Genomic DNA, 20,522 nt, shown 5'->3' with positions numbered 1-20,522 from the left:
ACGAGGAAAATGAAATGAGGACCGAAAATGGGAAAAAAGGTACATTATAAGCTTCACAAAGTTAAGAAGCAGTGGGTGACGATTGCCGTCACTTCGGCAGCACTTGCCACTATCGTAGGTGGTGCTACAGTTGCCAATCAAAAGGTTTCAGCTGATGAAACAACTCAACCAGTTGCCTCTACGACAGCTGATAGCGATGTTGTCGTTGAAACGCATGAAGTAGCCGCTCCTGCAGCAACTGCTACGACAGATGCGACAGCAACAACAACTGACAAGGCTGCTGATACTGCAACGGTCGAAACTCCTGCGGCAGCAACCACTGCAGCAGATACAAGTGCTAATACGGTGGCACCAGCAACAACTGATCGTGCAGCAGTAGCAAATGGTGCGACAACAGAAGCACCAGCTGCAACTGCGACTGCGACAGATACAACGCTTACAGTAGCTGAAAAACCAAAATCTGGTGTTACTGAAAAAGAAGAAACAGCAGCACTCTCTTTGGACAACATCAAACAAGTTGATGGTAAATACTATTATGTCAAAGAAGATGGTTCATACAAAACAAACTTTGCTGTTTCAGTTAATGGCCAGTTGCTTTACTTTGGTAAAGATGGTGCTTTGACAAGCACATCAACACACTCGTTCACACCAGGTACAACTAATCTAGTTGATGCTTTCTCTTCACATAACCGTGCTTACGATTCTAAGAAAGAAAGCTTTGAGTTGGTAGATGGTTATTTGACACCTAATAGCTGGTACCGTCCAGTCACTATTTTGGAAAATGGTGAAAAATGGCGTGTATCAACTGAGAAAGACTTCCGTCCACTTTTGATGGCATGGTGGCCTGATGTAGATACACAAGTTGCCTACCTCAATACTTTCTCTAAACACTTTAACCTTAACGCAACTTATTCAACCAGCCAAAGTCAATCTGAATTGAATGCAGCTGCTAAGACAATTCAAATTAAGATTGAACAAGAAATTTCAGCTAAAAAATCAACTGAATGGCTTCGTCAAGCAATTGAGTCTTTTGTAAAAGAACAAGACCAGTGGAATACTACAACTGAAAACTATACCCTTGCTGACCACCTTCAAGGGGGAGCTCTTCTTTATGTCAATAATGACAAGACACCTTGGGCAAATTCTGATTACCGTTTGCTTAACCGTACACCAAGTAACCAAGATGGTTCTCTAAATGGTACAGGAAGATACTTGGGTGGTTATGAATTCCTACTTGCCAATGACGTTGATAACTCAAATCCAGTTGTGCAAGCTGAGCAGTTGAACCAAATTCACTATCTTGTGAACTGGGGATCAATTGTTATGGGTGATAAGGATGCTAACTTTGATGGTATCCGTGTTGATGCAGTTGACAATGTCGATGCTGACCTTCTCCAAGTTTATACAAACTACTTCCGAGCAGCCTTTGGTGTGGATAAATCTGAAGCCAATGCACTCGCTCACATTTCTATCCTTGAAGCTTGGGATTTAAATGATAATGCTTATAATCAAAAACATGATGGTGCAGCCCTTGCCATGGATAATAACCTTCGTTATGCAATTATGGGTGCACTTTATGGATCGGGCTCTTCATTGAAAGATTTGATTACTAGCAGTTTGACAGACCGTACAAATAATAGTAAGTATGGAGATACACAAGCTAACTATATCTTTGCACGTGCTCATGATAACCTTGTTCAAGATATCATTCGTGATATTGTTCAAAAAGAGATCAATCCAAAATCAGATGGTTATACCATGACTGATGCTGAATTGAAACGTGCCTTTGAAATCTATAATGAAGATATGAAGAAGGCAGAAAAACGTTATACTATTAACAATATTCCAGCTGCCTATGCTTTGATTCTTCAAAATATGGAGCAGGTAACTCGTGTTTATTATGGAGATCTCTATACGGATAACGGCCAATATATGGCTACCAAGTCTCCTTACTACGATGCTATCACAACGCTCTTGAAGAACCGTATGAAATATGTTTCAGGTGGACAATCGATGAAAGTCGACACGTTCAATGGAAAAGAAATCTTGTCATCTGTTCGTTACGGTAAAGATATTATGACTGCTGACCAAACTACGGGTGTAGCAGAAACAAGTAAACATTCTGGTATGTTGACACTTATTGCCAATAATCAGGATTTCTCACTGGGTGATGGTACTTTGAAAGTTAACATGGGTAAACTTCATGCTAACCAAGCCTACCGTCCATTACTTCTTGGTACTGATAAGGGAATTGTCACTTACGAAAATGATGCGGCAGCAGCTGGAAAAATTAAATACACTGATGCTGAAGGGAACTTGACTTTCAGTGGAGATGAAATCAAGGGGTATCGAACTGTTGATATGAGAGGTTATCTTGGTGTTTGGGTACCAGTAGGTGCGCCTGATAACCAAGATATCCGTGTTAAAGGTTCAGATAAGAAACTTGACAAGACATTTTCTGCTACTGAAGCATTGGACTCACAAGTTATCTATGAAGGTTTCTCAAACTTCCAAGATTTTGTTGAAAAAGATAGCCAATATACTAATAAATTGATTGCAGAAAATGCAGAACTCTTCAAGTCATGGGGAATCACATCATTCGAGATGGCTCCTCAATTTGTATCGGCTGATGACCGTACCTTCCTTGATTCTGTTATCCAAAATGGTTATGCCTTTACTGACCGATATGACCTTGCCATGAGCAAGAATAACAAATACGGTTCTAAAGAAGATCTTCGTGATGCACTTAAAGCCCTTCACAAGCAAGGTATTCAAGCAATTGCTGACTGGGTTCCAGATCAACTTTACCAATTGCCAGGACAAGAAGTTGTAACAGCAACACGTGCTAATAGTTATGGTACTCCAAAGGCCAATGCTTATATCAATAACACTTTATATGTTGCAAATTCTAAATCATCAGGTAAGGACTTCCAAGCTCAATATGGTGGTGAGTTCCTTGATGAGCTCCAAAAGAAATATCCACAGTTGTTTGAAGATGTGATGATATCAACTGGTAAGAAGATTGATCCATCTGTTAAAATCAAGCAATGGTCTGCTAAGTACATGAATGGTACTAATATCCTTGGTCGTGGTAGTCGTTATGTTCTCAGTAACGATGCTACTGGTCGCTACTATCAAGTTACTGAGAATGGCATCTTCTTGCCAAAACCTTTGACAGATCAAGGTGGTAAGACAGGTTTCTACTATGATGGTAAGGGTATGGCCTACTTTGATAATAGTGGTTTCCAAGCTAAGAATGCTTTCATTAAATATGCTGGAAATTACTATTACTTCGATAAAGAAGGTTATATGTTAACTGGTCGTCAAGATATCGATGGTAAGACTTATTTCTTCTTGCCAAACGGTATCCAGCTTCGTGATTCTATTTATCAACAGGATGGTAAATATTATTACTTTGGTAGCTTTGGTGAGCAGTACAAAGATGGTTACTTTGTATTCGATGTACCGAAAGAAGGTACTTCAGAAACAGAAGCTAAATTCCGTTATTTCTCACCAACTGGAGAAATGGCTGTTGGCTTGACTCATGCTGGTGGAGGATTGCAATACTTTGATGAAAATGGCTTCCAAGCTAAAGGTACTAAGTATGTTACTCCAGACGGAAAACTCTACTTCTTCGATAAAAATTCAGGTAATGCCTACACAAATCGTTGGGCTGAAATCGATGGTATCTGGTATGAATTCAATGATCAAGGCTATGCACAAGCTAAGAAGGGTGAATTCTACACAACAGATGGCTCAACATGGTTCTACCGTGATGCAGCTGGTAAAAATGTGACAGGTGCTCTTACTTTGGATGGTCACGAATACTACTTCCGTGCAAATGGTGCCCAAGTTAAAGGTGAATTTGTTACTGAAAATGGCAAGATTAGCTACTACACTGTAGATAATGGTTACAAGGTTAAAGACAAGTTCTTCGAAGTAAACGGCAAATGGTACCATGCTGATAAGGATGGTAACCTCGCCACAGGTCGTCAAACAATTGACCACCTTAACTATTACTTCAATGCTGATGGAAGCCAAGTCAAATCTGATTTCTTCACTCTTGATGGTGGTAAGACATGGTACTATGCCAAAGATAATGGTGAAATCGTGACAGGTGCCTATAGCATTGGCGGTAAAAACTATTACTTCAAAGAAGATGGTAGCCAAGTTAAAGGTGACTTTGTTAAGAATGCTGATGGTTCACTTTCTTACTATGATAAAGATTCAGGGGAGCGTCTCAATAACCGTTTCTTGACAACTGGTAACAATGTTTGGTACTACTTCAAAGATGGTAAGGCTGTAACAGGACGCCAAAATATCGATGGTAAAGAGTATTACTTTGATCATTTGGGACGTCAAGTTAAAGGTAGCCCAATCAGCACACCAAAAGGAGTGGAATACTACGAATCAGTTCTTGGAGAACGTGTGACAAACACATGGATCACTTTCCAAGACGGTAAGACTGTCTTCTTCGATGAAAATGGTTATGCTGATTTTGATAAATAATCAATCAATCTAATCTTAATCTGAGAGATTAAGTGAAAAACGATATGATTTGACATGAATTTATAGGTGAAATTTCTTGAAAACGAGAATCGTTTAAAGAAATTTTGCCTTTTTTTGCTCCTTAAAGAAAAAAATCTGACAAATATCAATTTTGAGTCAGAATCGTTGTAAAAGCCATTGTATCAAGGGTTTTAGTGGTTTTTATAGAAAATAGTTTTACTTATCAAATGATATGAAAATGAGAATTGAAAGCCTATGAAATAGGTGTGTTACAAAACTTTTCTAATGTTGCTGTTATGTTACATATAATTTATAAAAAAAACAATTAATTCGAGAAATAGTTAGAAAATAATGATATAATGTAATTGTTTGAAATCGGATAGATTTCAGTCTGATTTTGACAAATAAAATCACGGGGAAAATTATAATGGAAAATAAGGTACACTATAAGCTTCATAAAGTTAAGAAGCAATGGGTCACAATTGCAGTTGCCTCTGCAGCACTTGCTACTGTCGTAGGAGGATTGTCTGCAACAACATCTTCAGTTTCAGCGGATGAAACTCAAGATAAGATAGTAACTCAACCAAATTTAGATACAACAGCCGATTTAGTTACTTCTACAGAAGCAACCAAAGAAGTCGATAAACGTACAAATACAAAAGAAGCAGATGTTTTAACGCCTGCTAAAGAAACAAATGCCGTCGAAACAGCAACTACAACGAACACACAAGCAACAGCTGAAGCAGCTACAACAGCAACAACTTCTGATGTAGCGGTGGCAGCTGTTCCAAATAAAGAAGCAGTTGTGACAACAGATGCACCAGCTGTTACAACTGAAAAAGCAGAAGAACAACCAGCAACAGTGAAGGCTGAAGTTGTAAACACAGAAGTTAAAGCTCCTCAAGCTGCTTTGAAAGATTCAGAAGTGGAAGCAGCACTTTCTTTGAAAAACATCAAATACACTGATGGTAAATATTACTATGTTAATGAAGATGGTTCACACAAAGAAAACTTTGCCATTACTGTAAATGGTCAATTGCTTTACTTCGGCAAAGATGGCGCCCTTACAAGTTCATCAACACACTCTTTCACACCTGGAACAACAAATATTGTTGATGGTTTCTCAATCAATAACCGTGCCTACGATTCATCTGAAGCAAGTTTTGAATTGATTAATGGTTATTTGACTGCTGATAGCTGGTACCGTCCAGTTTCTATCATCAAAGATGGTGTGACTTGGCAAGCATCAACTGCAGAAGATTTCCGTCCACTTTTGATGGCTTGGTGGCCAAATGTAGATACGCAAGTTAATTACTTGAACTACATGTCTAAAGTCTTCAACTTGGAGGCTAAGTACACAAGCACAGATAAGCAAGCAGACTTAAATCGTGCTGCTAAGGATATCCAAGTTAAGATTGAACAAAAGATTCAGGCTGAAAAATCAACACAATGGTTGCGTGAAACTATCTCTGCCTTTGTTAAGACACAACCACAGTGGAACAAAGAAACTGAAAACTATTCAAAAGGTGGAGGAGAGGATCACCTTCAAGGTGGAGCCCTTCTTTATGTGAATGACTCACGTACACCATGGGCAAATTCTAACTATCGTCTTTTGAACCGTACGGCTACTAACCAGACTGGTACGATTAATAAGTCAGTTCTTGATGAGCAGTCTGACCCAAACCACATGGGTGGCTTCGACTTCTTGCTTGCTAATGACGTAGACTTATCTAACCCAGTTGTTCAAGCGGAACAATTGAACCAAATTCACTACCTTATGAACTGGGGTTCAATTGTTATGGGTGACAAGGATGCTAACTTCGATGGTATCCGTGTCGATGCGGTAGATAATGTCAATGCTGACATGCTTCAACTCTACACAAACTATTTCCGTGAGTACTATGGTGTAAATAAATCTGAGGCGCAAGCTCTTGCTCATATCTCAGTTCTTGAAGCGTGGAGTCTTAACGACAACCATTACAATGACAAGACTGATGGTGCTGCGCTTGCCATGGAAAATAAACAACGTTTGGCCCTCCTTTTCTCATTGGCTAAACCAATTAAGGATCGTACACCAGCTGTAAGTCCTTTGTATAACAATACTTTCAATACGACTCAACGCGATTTTAAGACTGACTGGATTAACAAAGATGGAAGCACTGCCTACAACGAAGACGGTACAGCTAAACAGTCTACAATTGGTAAATACAATGAGAAATACGGAGACGCGTCAGGAAACTACGTCTTTATCCGTGCCCATGATAACAACGTTCAAGATATTATTGCTGAAATCATTAAGAAAGAAATCAATAAAAAATCAGATGGTTTCACTATCTCTGATTCTGAAATGAAGCAAGCATTTGAAATTTACAACAAAGACATGCTCAGCAGCAATAAGAAATATACCTTGAATAACATCCCTGCAGCTTATGCTGTAATGTTGCAGAACATGGAAACGATCACTCGTGTCTACTATGGAGACCTTTATACAGATGACGGTCACTATATGGAAACTAAATCACCATATCACGACACCATCGTTAACTTGATGAAGAACCGTATCAAGTATGTATCTGGTGGACAAGCGCAACGTTCTTACTGGTTGCCAACTGATGGTAAGATGGACAATTCAGATGTTGAACTTTACCGCACAAGTGAAGTCTACACTTCAGTACGTTATGGTAAAGACATCATGACAGCTGACGATACAGAAGGTTCTAAATACAGCCGTACCTCTGGTCAGGTAACACTTGTAGCTAACAATCCAAAATTGACTTTGGATCAATCAGCTAAACTTAATGTTGAAATGGGTAAAATCCATGCCAACCAAAAATACCGTGCTTTGATTGTTGGTACAGCTGATGGTATCAAGAACTTTACATCTGATGCAGATGCAATCGCAGCAGGTTATGTGAAAGAAACAGACAGCAACGGTGTCTTGACTTTCGGTGCTAATGACATTAAGGGTTATGAAACATTTGATATGTCTGGTTTCGTAGCAGTTTGGGTTCCAGTTGGAGCTTCAGATGATCAAGATATCCGAGTAGCGCCTTCAACAGAAGCTAAAAAAGAAGGAGAGTTGACTCTTAAAGCGACTGAAGCTTATGATTCACAATTGATCTACGAAGGATTCTCTAACTTCCAAACTATCCCAGATGGTTCAGATCCTTCAGTTTATACTAACCGTAAGATTGCTGAAAATGTTGATTTGTTCAAGTCATGGGGCGTAACATCATTTGAAATGGCACCTCAATTTGTATCTGCCGATGACGGTACCTTCCTTGACTCAGTTATCCAAAATGGTTATGCCTTTGCAGATCGTTATGATCTTGCCATGAGTAAGAACAATAAATATGGTTCTAAAGAAGATCTTCGTGATGCTCTTAAAGCCCTTCACAAAGCGGGTATCCAAGCAATCGCTGACTGGGTTCCAGACCAAATTTACCAATTGCCAGGTAAAGAAGTCGTAACAGCGACTCGTACTGACGGTGCAGGACGTAAGATTGCAGATGCTATCATTGATCACTCACTTTATGTAGCTAACTCTAAGTCATCAGGTAGGGATTACCAAGCTCAATATGGTGGCGAATTCTTAGCTGAACTTAAAGCTAAGTACCCTAAAATGTTCACGGAAAACATGATCTCAACTGGTAAACCAATTGATGATTCTGTTAAATTGAAACAATGGAAGGCTAAATACTTCAACGGAACAAACGTTCTTGACCGCGGTGTTGGCTATGTACTTAGCGATGAAGCAACTGGTAAATATTTCACTGTCACTAAAGAAGGTAACTTCATTCCTCTTCAATTGACAGGAAATGAAAAGGCTGTTACTGGGTTCTCAAATGATGGTAAGGGAATCACTTACTTCGGTACAAGTGGTAATCAAGCTAAATCTGCCTTTGTTACTTTCAATGGAAATACCTATTACTTTGATGCACGTGGTCACATGGTTACAAATGGTGAATACTCACCAAATGGTAAAGATGTTTATCGTTTCTTGCCAAATGGTATCATGTTGAGCAATGCCTTCTATGTTGATGCTAACGGTAATACTTACCTTTATAACTATAAAGGTCAAATGTACAAGGGTGGTTACACTAAATTTGATGTAACTGAAACTGATAAAGATGGTAATGAATCTAAGGTTGTGAAATTCCGTTACTTCACTAATGAAGGTGTCATGGCTAAAGGTCTTACTGTTATCGATGGTTCCACACAATACTTTGGTGAAGATGGTTTCCAAACTAAAGATAAGTTAGCAACCTATAAAGGTAAGACTTATTACTTCGAAGCTCATACTGGTAATGCTATCAAGAACACTTGGAGGAACATCGATGGTAAATGGTACCACTTCGATGAAAATGGTGTTGCCGCTACAGGTGCTCAAGTTATCAATGGTCAAAAACTTTACTTTAATGAAGATGGAAGTCAAGTTAAAGGTGGCGTTGTTAAGAATGCAGATGGTACTTATAGTAAGTACAAAGAAGGTTCTGGAGAGCTAGTGACTAACGAATTCTTCACAACTGATGGCAATGTTTGGTACTATGCAGGCGCTAATGGTAATACTGTTACAGGTGCTCAAGTTATCAATGGACAACACCTCTACTTTAATGCAGACGGAAGCCAAGTTAAGGGTGGTATTGTTAAGAATGCAGATGGTACTTATAGCAAGTATGATGCTGCAACAGGTGAACGCTTGACTAATGAGTTCTTCACAACAGGAGACAACAATTGGTACTATATCGGTGCTAATGGTAAGTCAGTGACTGGTGAAGTTAAAATTGGTGACGATACTTATTACTTTGCTAAAGATGGTAAACAAGTAAAAGGGCAAACAGTAAGTGCTGGCAATGGTCGAATCAGCTATTACTATGGTGATAGTGGTAAGAGAGCTGTTAGCACATGGGTAGAAATTCAACCAGGAGTTTACGTTTACTTTGATAAGAATGGTCTTGCTTACCCACCTAGAGTGCTAAACTAATTGATTTAAAAAGGAGAACTTCGGTTCTCTTTTTTATATTTTCTAGGAAAAGGTTCTTTTTGAAAAATACCCTTTCAAGTCGCTTACATGACGGATTTTTAATTTAATATTAAGATGGTAAAAAAGTCATTAAAATAAGTTGTATTAAGTTTTTTTGATAGTGAAAAATGATATAATAAGTAAGTCTTTAAGGTGTAGATTTTAAGACAAAAAATATATTGGGGAAAAATTGAATATGGAAAATAAAGTACGCTATAAACTGCATAAAGTGAAGAAGCAGTGGGTTACTTTGGCTGTCGCTTCAGCAGCTTTGGCTACCATTGTAGGTGGTAGTGTTGCCACATCTTCACTCACCTCTGCAGAAGAAATAAATAATACTAATGGATCACCTTCAACAACTACAGTCGGGGAAAATACAAATCCTGTGGTTGAAAAAGAGGTAGGCACAACAACTGAGGTAGGAAATACTTCAAATGCCACAACAACAGAGCGAGCAGCAGTTACTGCTGACAAACCAGCTGAAACGACTGTTCAACCAAATTCAGGAACAACTAGTGATAGAGCTGCAGCAGTAGAGGTTGAAGCCAAACCTGAAACGACTGCTAAGCCAGAAGTTGCTGCTAAACCAGAAACTGCTACAACATCGGAAGTAGCTGCAAATGCTGGAGTAGCTGCTCCAACGGCTGAGAAGTCTAAAGAGCTTTCTGAAGCTGAGATTAAGGCTGCAGTCTCACTTGATAATATTAAAAAGGAAAAAGATGGTAAATATTACTATCTTCTAGAAGATGGATCACACAAGAAAAACTTTGCCATTACTGTAAATGGTCAGGTCCTTTATTTTGATGAAAATGGTGCCCTTTCAAGCACATCAACTTATTCATTCACACAAGAAACAACAAATCTTGTTACTGATTTTACAAAAAATAATGCTGCCTATGATTCAACAAAAGCAAGCTTTGAACTTGTTGATGGTTATTTGACAGCAGATAGTTGGTACCGTCCAAAAGAAATCCTTGAAGCTGGTACAACTTGGAAAGCGTCAACTGAAAAAGATTTCCGTCCACTTTTGATGTCTTGGTGGCCTGATAAGGATACTCAAGTAGCTTACTTGAACTACATGACTAAGGCTCTTAGCAACGGTGAAGAAACAAAAGATGTCTTTACGATTGAAAATTCTCAAGCTAGTTTGAATGCCGCTGCTCAAATCATCCAACGTAAGATTGAAGTTAAGATTGCTGCTAATAAGTCAACAGACTGGTTGCGTCAGTCAATCGAGGCCTTTGTTAAAGACCAAGATAAATGGAATATTAACTCTGAATCTCCAGGTAAAGAACACTTCCAAAAAGGAGCTCTCCTCTTTGTTAATAGTGATTTAACGAAGTGGGCTAACTCAGACTACCGTAAACTTGATCAAACAGCGACAAGCCGTTTGGCAAAAGACAAGATCAAGAGTGGTAGTGATGCTGGTTATGAGTTCTTGCTATCAAGCGATATCGACAACTCAAACCCAATTGTGCAAGCTGAAATGCTTAACCAATTGTATTACTTCATGAACTGGGGACAAATCGTCTTTGGTGACAAGGACAAAGATGCTCACTTTGATGGTATCCGTGTTGATGCAGTGGACAATGTCAGCATCGATATGCTTCAATTGGTGTCTTCATACATGAAGGCAGCCTACAAGGTAAACGAGTCTGAAGCACGTGCCCTTGCTAATATCTCAATTCTTGAAGCTTGGTCTCAAAATGACCCATATTATGTTGACGAACACAATACAGCTGCCCTTTCTATGGATAATGGTCTCCGTTTGTCTATTGTTCATGGATTGACTCGTCCGGTAACGAATAAGGGTACAGGTGCACGTAATGCATCAATGAAGGACCTTATTAACGGTGGTTATTTTGGTCTTTCAAACCGTGCGGAAGTTACCTCATATGATCAACTTGGTTTTGCAACCTACCTCTTTGTTCGTGCACACGACTCAGAAGTTCAAACGGTTATCGCAGACATTATCAGTAAGAAAATTGATCCTACAACAGATGGTTTCACATTCACATTAGACCAATTGAAACAGGCTTTCGACATTTATAATGCGGATATGTTGAAAGTTGATAAGGAATATACACACTCAAATATCCCTGCTGCCTATGCTTTGATGCTTCAAACAATGGGTGCAGCAACTCGTGTATATTACGGAGACTTGTATACTGATAACGGTCAATACATGGCTAAGAAATCACCATACTTTGACCAAATCACGACACTTCTTAAAGCTCGTTCTAAATATGTAGCCGGTGGACAAACATCTTATATCCATAACCTTGCTGGTGATGGCGTGTCATCTGCTAAAGACAACAAAGAAGTTCTTGTCTCTGTCCGTTACGGTCAAGATTTGATGTCTAAGACAGATACAGAAGGTGGAAAATACGGCCGCAATTCTGGTATGTTGACCCTTATTGCTAATAACCCAGATTTGAAATTAGCAGATGGTGAAACGATTACTGTAAATATGGGTGCAGCCCACAAGAACCAAGCCTACCGTCCACTCTTGCTTGGTACGGATAAAGGTATCGTGTCATCATTGAATGATTCAGATACTAAGATTGTTAAATATACAGATGCACAAGGAAATCTTGTCTTCACAGCTGATGAAATCAAAGGCTTTAAGACTGTTGATATGAGTGGTTACCTTTCAGTTTGGGTACCAGTAGGTGCGACTGACGATCAAAACGTTCTTGCTAAACCATCAACAAAAGCCTACAAAGAAGGGGATAAGGTTTATAGCTCTTCTGCAGCCCTTGAAGCACAAGTGATTTACGAAGGTTTCTCAAACTTCCAAGACTTTGTTAAAGAAGACAGTCAATATACTAATAAATTGATTGCAGCTAATGCAGACCTCTTCAAGTCATGGGGCATTACGTCATTTGAAATTGCACCTCAATATGTCTCATCTAAAGATGGCACTTTCCTTGATTCTATTATTGAAAATGGTTATGCCTTCACAGACCGTTATGACTTTGCCATGAGCAAAAACAATAAATACGGTTCAAAAGAAGACCTTCGTGATGCCCTCAAGGCTCTTCACAAACAAGGTATTCAAGTCATTGCTGACTGGGTTCCAGACCAATTGTATACTCTCCCAGGTAAAGAAGTAGTGACAGCTACTCGTACAGATACACATGGTAAGGTGCTTGATGATACTAGCTTGGTTAATAAACTCTATGTGACAAATACTAAGTCATCAGGAAATGATTTCCAAGCACAGTATGGTGGTGCCTTCCTCGACAAACTTCAAAAACTTTATCCAGAAATCTTCAAAGAAGTTATGGAAGCGTCAGGTAAGACAATTGATCCATCTGTGAAGATTAAACAATGGGAAGCTAAGTACTTTAACGGTACAAATATCCAAAAACATGGTTCTGACTACGTTCTCAGCGATGGTAAATTGTACTTCACCGTTAACGATAAAGGTACCTTCCTTCCAGCAGCCTTGACTGGTGATACAAAAGCTAAAACTGGATTTGCTTATGATGGTACAGGGGTAACTTATTACACAACATCTGGTACTCAAGCTAAGAGTCAATTTGTGACATATAATGGCAAACAGTACTACTTTAACGATAAGGGTTACCTTGTAACTGGTGAACAAGCTATCGACGGTTCAAACTATTTCTTCTTGCCAAATGGTGTTATGTTTACTGATGGTGTTATTAAAAATGCCAAAGGTCAATCATTGGTTTATGGTAAGTCAGGTAAATTGACGACTCAAACTGGTTGGAAAGAAGTTACCGTTAAAGATGACAGTGGTAAGGAAGAGAAAATCTACCAATACTTCTTCAAGGGTGGCATCATGGCTACTGGTTTGACTGAAGTAGAAGGTAAGGAAAAATACTTCTATGACAATGGTTACCAAGCTAAAGGTATCTTCATTCCTACAAAAGATGGACATTTGATGTTCTTCTGTGGCGATTCAGGTGAACGTAAGTACTCAGGCTTCTTTGAACAAGATGGTAACTGGTACTACGCTAATGATAAGGGCTATGTTGCCACTGGATTTACTAAGGTAGGCAAACAAAACCTTTACTTCAATGAAAAAGGTGTTCAAGTTAAGAACCGCTTCTTCCAAGTTGGTGATGCTACATACTATGCAAATAACGAAGGTGATGTTCTTCGTGGTGCGCAAACCATCAATGGTGACGAGCTCTACTTTGATGAGTCAGGTAAACAAGTTAAAGGTGAGTTCGTGAACAATCCTGATGGAACGACTTCATACTACGATGCCATTACAGGTGTGAAACTTGTGGATACATCACTAGTAGTTAATGGTCAAACCTTTAATATCGATGCTAAGGGTGTTGTGACTAAGGCACATACACCAGGCTTCTATACTACAGGGGACAACAACTGGTTCTATGCAGATTCACATGGACGTAATGTCACAGGTGCTCAGATTATCAATGGTCAACATCTCTACTTTGATGCAAATGGTCGTCAAGTTAAGGGTGGCTTCGTAATGAACACTGACGGTAGTCGTTCATTCTACCATTGGAATACTGGTGATAAATTGGTATCAACCTTCTTCACTACCGGTCATGATAGATGGTATTATGCTGATGATAAGGGAAATGTCGTTACAGGAGCTCAAGTGATTAACGGTCAAAAACTCTTCTTTGCTACTGATGGTAAACAGGTTAAAGGTGACTTTGCAACAAATGCGAATGGCAGCCGTTCATACTACCATGGAGCTACTGGTAATAAGTTAGTATCAACCTTCTTCACTACTGGAGACAACAACTGGTATTATGCTGATGCCAAAGGTGAACTTGTTGTTGGCGAACAGACGATCAACGGCCAAAACCTTTACTTTGACCAAACTGGTAAGCAAGTGAAAGGTGCAACAGCTGCGAATCCTGATGGCTCAATCTCTTACTATGATGTTCATACAGGGGAAAAGGCTATTAATCGTTGGGTTAAAATTCCTTCAGGGCAATGGGTATACTTCAATGCTCAAGGAAAAGGCTACGTGTCAAATTAAGATTAATGAATGAAAGAAGTCAATCACTTTTGTGGTGGCTTTTTTCGTAAAAAATTGTCTAACTTTTATACATTCAGGTCATTTGTCTGGCCAAAAAAGTGGTATAATAACTCTTGCTAAATCTTTATTTTGGAGTACACATGGCTAAGTCAAAAAATACTATTGAAAGTCGGATAGATTACTCGATTCTCCTGCCAGTTCTCATATTGCTACTGGTTGGCCTGGTTTCGATATTTATCGCGACAAATTTTGATTACCCAAAGAATCTTGTGCAAGTCATGTCTCAGCAAGTACTATGGATTTTTCTAGGTTCAGTACTTGCTTTTGTTGTCATGTTATTTAATACAGAGTTTCTTTGGAAGGTAACCCCCTGGCTCTATATTTTCGGTCTGGGGCTTATGGTTCTACCTCTCGTTTTCTATTCTCCTGCTTTGGTAGCCTCGACGGGAGCGAAAAACTGGGTAAGCATTGGATCAGTCACCCTTTTTCAACCATCAGAATTTATGAAGATATCCTACATTCTTTTCCTATCGAGAATAGGTGTTTGGGCTAAGCAAGGTAAGGAAGTGACCAACCTTCAGGATGACTGGTTATTGCTCTTCCAATATGTTGCAGTCACGCTCCCTGTTTTAGGTTTACTGGTTCTTCAAGGAGATATGGGGACTGCCTTAGTCTTTCTGGCTATTTTAGCCGGTATTGTAGTGGTCTCGGGGATATCCTGGCGTATTATCTTGCCGGTAGTTCTAGCTTTTGCAACAGGATTAGCCTTGTTTGTAATGGTATTTACCACAGATTGGGGTAAGGAAGCTATGCTCAAGATGGGGGTACAAACCTACCAGATTAACCGTATCTCAGCTTGGTTGGATCCCTTCACTTATGCAGATGGTATCGCCTTTCAACAGACACAGGGGATGATTTCGATTGGTACTGGAGGAATCTATGGTAAAGGCTTTAATCATCTGGAGTTGAACGTACCGGTTCGTGAGAGTGACATGATTTTCACAGTTATTGCGGAAGACTTTGGTTTGGTAGGTGGTGGATTGGTTCTTCTAACCTATCTCTTCCTTATTTATCGCATGTTGCGGGTGACATTCAGGTCTAACAATCGTTTCTATACCTTTATTTCGACAGGTTTTATCATGATGATTGTCTTCCATATTTTTGAAAATATTGGGGCAACAGTGGGAATTCTTCCTTTGACAGGTATTCCTTTACCTTTCATTTCCCAAGGGGGATCATCACTCATCTCTAACTTGATTGGTGTTGGTTTGGTGCTTTCGATGGCTTATCAAACCAATCTCAACGAGGAAAATAAAATTCTCTTAGCAATGTCTCGTCGGATGCGTACGTCTGGAACTAGTCAAGTGAAACCTGTTTCTAAGAGTAAGTCTAAGAAGAACAAGTCTTCGAAGAGTGTTACTAAGGCCACTCAAGAATTGGGCAAGGCTAAAGATAAGGTTGATAAGGCCACTGAGAAAATGCGTCAAACCATTTCTCAAAATACGCCAAGCATTCATCAAGGCAAGCGTCGTAAGGGTTCAAAAAAGAAACCGACACGTAAACATTAAGAAGAAGCAAGTTGGTTAATCCAACTTGTTTTTCTTTGAAAAAAATTAAGGTCTGTGACCTTTTCTTTGCCCCTGCCTATGGTATAATAGAAGTCGACTATTTCGAAAAGGGGTTTGCTATGATAGAGACAGCCAAACAGCAAGAACGTGCTATTTTAGTAGGTGTTGAATTGCAAGAGACAGAGCATTTTGACATGTCAATGGAGGAACTTGCCAGTCTTGCCAAAACTGCAGGGGCAGAGGTTGTAGCTAGCTATACCCAAAAACGTGAACGCTATGATAGTAAGTCTTTCGTGGGTTCAGGAAAATTAGAAGAAATCAAGGCCATGGTGGATGCGGATGAGATTAGCACTGTCATCGTCAATAACCGTTTAACGCCTCGTCAAAATACCAATCTTGAAGCTGCATTTGGCGTAAAAGTTATTGATCGTATGCAATTAATTTTGGATATCTTTGCCATGAGAGCTAGAAGCCATGAAGGGAAACTTCAGGTTCACCTAGCTCAACTAAAATACATGTTGCCCCGTTTAGCTGGTCAAGGGATTATGCTCAGCCGTCAAGCAGGGGGCATTGGTAGCCGTGGACCTGGTGAAAGTCAGTTGGAGCTTAATCGTCGTTCGATTCGTAACCAGATTGCTGATATTGAACGCCAGTTAAAGGTTGTTGAGAAGAACCGAGAAACCATTCGCGAAAAGCGTGTTGATTCAAGTGCCTTTAAAATTGGTTTGATTGGTTATACCAATGCTGGGAAATCAACAATCATGAACCTTATGACGGATGATAAGCAATATGAGGCTAATGAACTTTTCGCGACCTTGGATGCAACGACTAAGAAAATTTACTTAAAGGATCAGTTTCAAGTGACCTTGACAGATACGGTTGGTTTTATCCAGGACTTGCCAACAGAATTGGTTGCTGCCTTTAAGTCAACACTTGAAGAAAGTCGTAATGTGGATCTTCTTTTGCATGTTATTGATGCGAGTGATCCTAATCACGAAGAGCATGAAAAGGTGGTCTTAGACATTCTCAAAGACTTAGACATGACTGATATTCCTCGCCTAGCAATTTACAATAAGATGGATGTAGCTGATAACCTAGTAGCAACAGTCTTTCCAAATGTTCGTCTCTCAGCACGTGACAAGGGAAGTCGTGAGGCACTCAGAAGACTCTTGATTGATGAAATTCAACAGATTTTTGAACCCTTTAGTATTAAGGTCTATCAGGATCAAGCTTATAAACTTTATCAGTTGAGTCAATTAGCCTTGCTAGATAGCTACACTTTTGAGACAGAAGTGGAAGAAATTACAGGTTATATTTCACCGAAAAATAAATGGAAATTGGAAGAATTTTATGACTGATTATATGGATTTAGCTTTAAAATATGGTGGTTTTACAAGTTTAGATAAGGTCTATTTGGAAAATACCTTGTCAGACCTTTCGGACAGTCAAAAATTGGCTTTCATTACGCCACCACCAAGCGTGATTAATGCTTATTTTGCAGAGATTTACCAAAAACAATCTCCTGAAGCAGCGACGGATTACTATTTGGACCTTTCAAAGGAGTTGAACCTCTTTAACCCTGAACCATCTTTTGATGAGCACAAGCCTTTTATTCGTCTCAATCTGTCAGGAAAATCTTATGGATTTTGCTATGAAAATGCTGATGAGGTGGCCTTAGTCTTTGCCGAGCATTTAGAGGTTCCAACGGCTAGTATTTTGTTTGAGCTTGCTCAAGTTTTTCCGCAGTATAAGGTTTATCTTGAAGGCACTCAAATTAAGATGGCCAAGGTTTACTTTGATGAAGAAGTGTTGGAAGAGTTGACACCAGAGACTCAGTTACTAAGTCGTGTAACTAAACTGAAGGGAAATGTCATTAAGTTGGCTAGCTTTAATCAAGATGAATTAGTGGAGCTTTTGTCTCAATATAAAGGGCAAACCGTTTATTATGACTTTGCTCAGCGTGAATGCCTGGCTTATATTGTCCAGAAATAAGAAAAACGATAGATAGAAAGTATAGAAAGTCATGGAATTACAATTTTTAGGGACGGGCGCCGGACAGCCATCCAAGGCTCGTAATGTATCGAGTCTAGTTTTGAAGCTACTCGATGAAATCAACGAAGTCTGGATGTTTGACTGTGGGGAAGGAACCCAACGTCAGATTTTAGAAACAACAATCAAACCTCGTAAAGTTAAAAAAATCTTTATCACACATATGCACGGGGACCATATCTTCGGTCTACCTGGTTTCTTGGCTAGTCGTTCTTTCCAATCTAGTGAAGAACAAACTGACCTTGAAGTTTATGGTCCAGTTGGTATTAAGCAATACGTCATGACTAGCCTTCGTACCTCGGGGACACGTTTACCTTATCATGTGCATTTTAAGGAAATTGATGAGCATAAGCTAGGCTTGGTTATGGAAAATGACAAGTTTGCGGTTTATGCAGATAAGTTGGATCACACCATTTTTTGTGTTGGTTACCGTGTGGTTCAAAAGGATCTTGAAGGAACTTTGGATGCTGAGGCTCTTAAAGCAGCAGGTGTGCCATTTGGACCACTTTTTGGTCAAATTAAGAATGGTCAAGATGTGGTTCTTGAAGATGGAACGAAAATCATTGCCAAGGACTTCATTTCCGCGCCTAAGAAAGGTAAAGTTATCACTATCTTAGGTGACACCCGTAAGACAAATGCCAGTGTTCGTCTTGGATTGGGGGCAGATGTCTTAGTTCACGAGGCTACTTATGGTAAGGGTGATGAAAAAATTGCCAAGAGCCATGGGCATTCAACCAATATGCAAGCAGCACAGGTCGCTAAAGATGCGTCAGCTAAACGCCTTCTTCTAAATCACCTATCAGCACGTTTCTTGGGGCGTGATATCGGTAAGATGGCAGCAGATGCTAAAACAATTTTCGAAAACACCCACATCGTTCGTGACTTGGAAGAGGTAGAGATTTAATGGCTAAACAACGTATTATTGCTATTACTGGTGCCTCAGGAGGCCTTGCTCAAGAAATTGTCAAGCAGCTCTCACCCAGTGATGGTATTATCCTCTTAGGACGAGACAAGGCCAAACTTGAGAAATGTTATCGCCATGTGGAAAATAAAACTTGCCTTGCCATTGATCTTAGAGACGACAAGGCCATTAAAGAGATGGTCGATTATCTCTATCAACGATTTGGACGTATTGATGTCTTTATCAATAATGCTGGTTACGGTGAATTCAAGTCTTATGATAACTACACTAGCCAAGAAGTCCGTGACATGTTTGATATCAATACCTTTGCGACGATGACCTTTTCACGTTTGATGGCTGAGAAAATGGTGGAGCAAGGCCATGGTCATATCATCAACATCGCCAGTATGGCGGGGAAAATTGCGACAGCCAATTCAAGTGTTTATGCAGCGACAAAGTTTGCGGTAATTGGCTTTTCAGATGCCCTGCGTTTAGAGTTGGCTGATAAGGGAGTCTATGTGACAACAGTCAATCCTGGTCCAATTGAGACAGGTTTCTTTGATCAAGCTGATCCCTCTGGAGCCTATCTTGAGAGTGTTAAAAAGTTTGTCCTCAGTCCTAAATACGTGTCTAAAAAGATTGTCCGTATTCTGGGCAAAAATAAACGTGAAGTTAATCTACCACGACTCTTATCAGTTGCCCACAAAGGCTACACGCTATTTCCACGAATCTCGGACAAACTAGCTACCAATGTGTTTAACTACAAATAGGAGGATACTAGATGGCCGCAAATATCCAAGCGTATTTAGAGAATCTCAAGCAACCCTGAGGTCAAATCTATTATGATATTCTTTTTGACCAATTACAGGACATCAAGGGTAAGTGAGTTCTTGATTTTGGCAGTGGCTTTGGCCCTGTGTCCAACCACCTAGCGTAAGAAAATAGAGTCCTAGCTGTGAAACCCAATGAGGAAATGGTAGGTTTACGGGCTCAGGACAACCCCTATTAGCAACTAGTCGGAAGTTTGGAAAGGAGTTAAGATGTTAAATTATAAAAAAGAGATTCCAGCGATGACAGACCTACTCGCACTGTACAGTTCAGTCGGCTGGACCAATTATACTAACAATCCAACCATGCTAGAAGAAGCTGTCAAAGCCAGTCTCTGGCAGTTGGCAGTCTATGATAAGGAAGAGTTAGTAGCCTACATTCGCTTAGTAGGAGATGGCCATTCTGTCATTTTTGTACAGGACCTCTTGGTGCGACCAGATCACCAGCGCCAAGGCATTGGCACGAAACTCTTAGAAGAGGCTTTAGCGACTTTCCCCAATGTCTATCAACGGCTCCTTGCCACTGATCGTAGCGAGAAAAATTTAGCCTTTTACCAATCCTTGGGATTTGTCGAACTTTCAGAGCAAGCTTGTACAGGTATGATTTATAAATATTGATGTAGAGGATTTCCAAATAGGGAATCTTTTT

8 protein-coding genes and 1 pseudogene are annotated in these 20,522 nt (G+C 39.7%); all 9 read left to right on the top strand.

Annotation, left to right across the window (positions count from 1 at the left end; all coding sequences use genetic code 11):
* Positions 1-27: 27 nt before the first annotated feature.
* The 9 genes and pseudogenes from H7U01_RS05065 (at position 28) to H7U01_RS05025 (ending at position 20,491) form a co-directional block, all read left to right on the top strand.
* Entirely contained in the window at positions 28-4,509 is a 4,482-nt protein-coding gene (locus H7U01_RS05065; RefSeq protein ID WP_201041218.1) for a glycoside hydrolase family 70 protein, read from the top strand.
* A gap of 427 nt (positions 4,510-4,936) precedes the next feature.
* Complete coding sequence (locus tag H7U01_RS05060; RefSeq protein WP_201041217.1) at positions 4,937-9,493, top strand: glycoside hydrolase family 70 protein; 4,557 nt, start codon at positions 4,937-4,939, stop codon at positions 9,491-9,493.
* Positions 9,494-9,728: 235 nt separating this feature from the next.
* On the top strand, positions 9,729-14,528 hold the full coding sequence (locus H7U01_RS05055; RefSeq protein WP_073950510.1) for a glycoside hydrolase family 70 protein: 4,800 nt from the start codon (positions 9,729-9,731) through the stop codon (positions 14,526-14,528).
* A gap of 140 nt (positions 14,529-14,668) precedes the next feature.
* Positions 14,669-15,838, top strand: a pseudogene (locus tag H7U01_RS05050) (FtsW/RodA/SpoVE family cell cycle protein); the annotation flags it as partial.
* Between the two features lie 377 nt (positions 15,839-16,215).
* Positions 16,216-17,454 (top strand): GTPase HflX, encoded by a 1,239-nt coding sequence (gene hflX / locus H7U01_RS05045; RefSeq protein WP_073950598.1) that lies wholly within the window; start codon positions 16,216-16,218, stop codon positions 17,452-17,454.
* A complete protein-coding gene (locus H7U01_RS05040) occupies positions 17,447-18,088 on the top strand; it encodes a cystathionine beta-lyase (RefSeq protein ID WP_201041215.1) in 642 nt (213 codons plus the stop codon). Before hflX ends, H7U01_RS05040 begins: the two co-directional genes overlap by 8 nt.
* A 31-nt stretch (positions 18,089-18,119) precedes the next feature.
* Entirely contained in the window at positions 18,120-19,049 is a 930-nt protein-coding gene (gene rnz, locus H7U01_RS05035; RefSeq protein WP_201041214.1) for a ribonuclease Z, read from the top strand.
* Positions 19,049-19,816 carry an SDR family NAD(P)-dependent oxidoreductase gene (locus H7U01_RS05030; protein WP_201041213.1) on the top strand — a complete coding sequence of 256 codons (768 nt, stop codon included), beginning with the start codon at positions 19,049-19,051 and terminating at the stop codon, positions 19,814-19,816. The genes rnz and H7U01_RS05030 overlap by 1 nt, the downstream gene beginning before the upstream one ends.
* Positions 19,817-20,086: 270 nt before the next feature.
* On the top strand, positions 20,087-20,491 hold the full coding sequence (locus H7U01_RS05025; RefSeq protein WP_060971482.1) for a GNAT family N-acetyltransferase: 405 nt from the start codon (positions 20,087-20,089) through the stop codon (positions 20,489-20,491).
* The last annotated feature ends 31 nt before the right edge of the window (positions 20,492-20,522 follow it).

Source organism: Streptococcus sp. 21.1 (assembly GCF_016648635.1).
Classification (GTDB): domain Bacteria; phylum Bacillota; class Bacilli; order Lactobacillales; family Streptococcaceae; genus Streptococcus.
The sequence above is the reverse complement of the archived record's forward strand: the minus strand, read 5'-3'. Positions and strand labels throughout refer to the sequence as shown.

What these genes read in the sequence shown, in the direction of transcription:
- H7U01_RS05065 (WP_201041218.1), top strand. Translation starts at nt 28, where the DNA reads ATGGGAAAAAAGGTACATTATAAGCTTCACAAAGTTAAGAAGCAGTGG.
- H7U01_RS05025 (WP_060971482.1), top strand. Translation starts at nt 20,087, where the DNA reads ATGTTAAATTATAAAAAAGAGATTCCAGCGATGACAGACCTACTCGCA.
- H7U01_RS05060 (WP_201041217.1), top strand. Translation starts at nt 4,937, where the DNA reads ATGGAAAATAAGGTACACTATAAGCTTCATAAAGTTAAGAAGCAATGG.
- hflX (WP_073950598.1), top strand. Translation starts at nt 16,216, where the DNA reads ATGATAGAGACAGCCAAACAGCAAGAACGTGCTATTTTAGTAGGTGTT.
- rnz (WP_201041214.1), top strand. Translation starts at nt 18,120, where the DNA reads ATGGAATTACAATTTTTAGGGACGGGCGCCGGACAGCCATCCAAGGCT.
- H7U01_RS05030 (WP_201041213.1), top strand. Translation starts at nt 19,049, where the DNA reads ATGGCTAAACAACGTATTATTGCTATTACTGGTGCCTCAGGAGGCCTT.
- H7U01_RS05055 (WP_073950510.1), top strand. Translation starts at nt 9,729, where the DNA reads ATGGAAAATAAAGTACGCTATAAACTGCATAAAGTGAAGAAGCAGTGG.
- H7U01_RS05040 (WP_201041215.1), top strand. Translation starts at nt 17,447, where the DNA reads ATGACTGATTATATGGATTTAGCTTTAAAATATGGTGGTTTTACAAGT.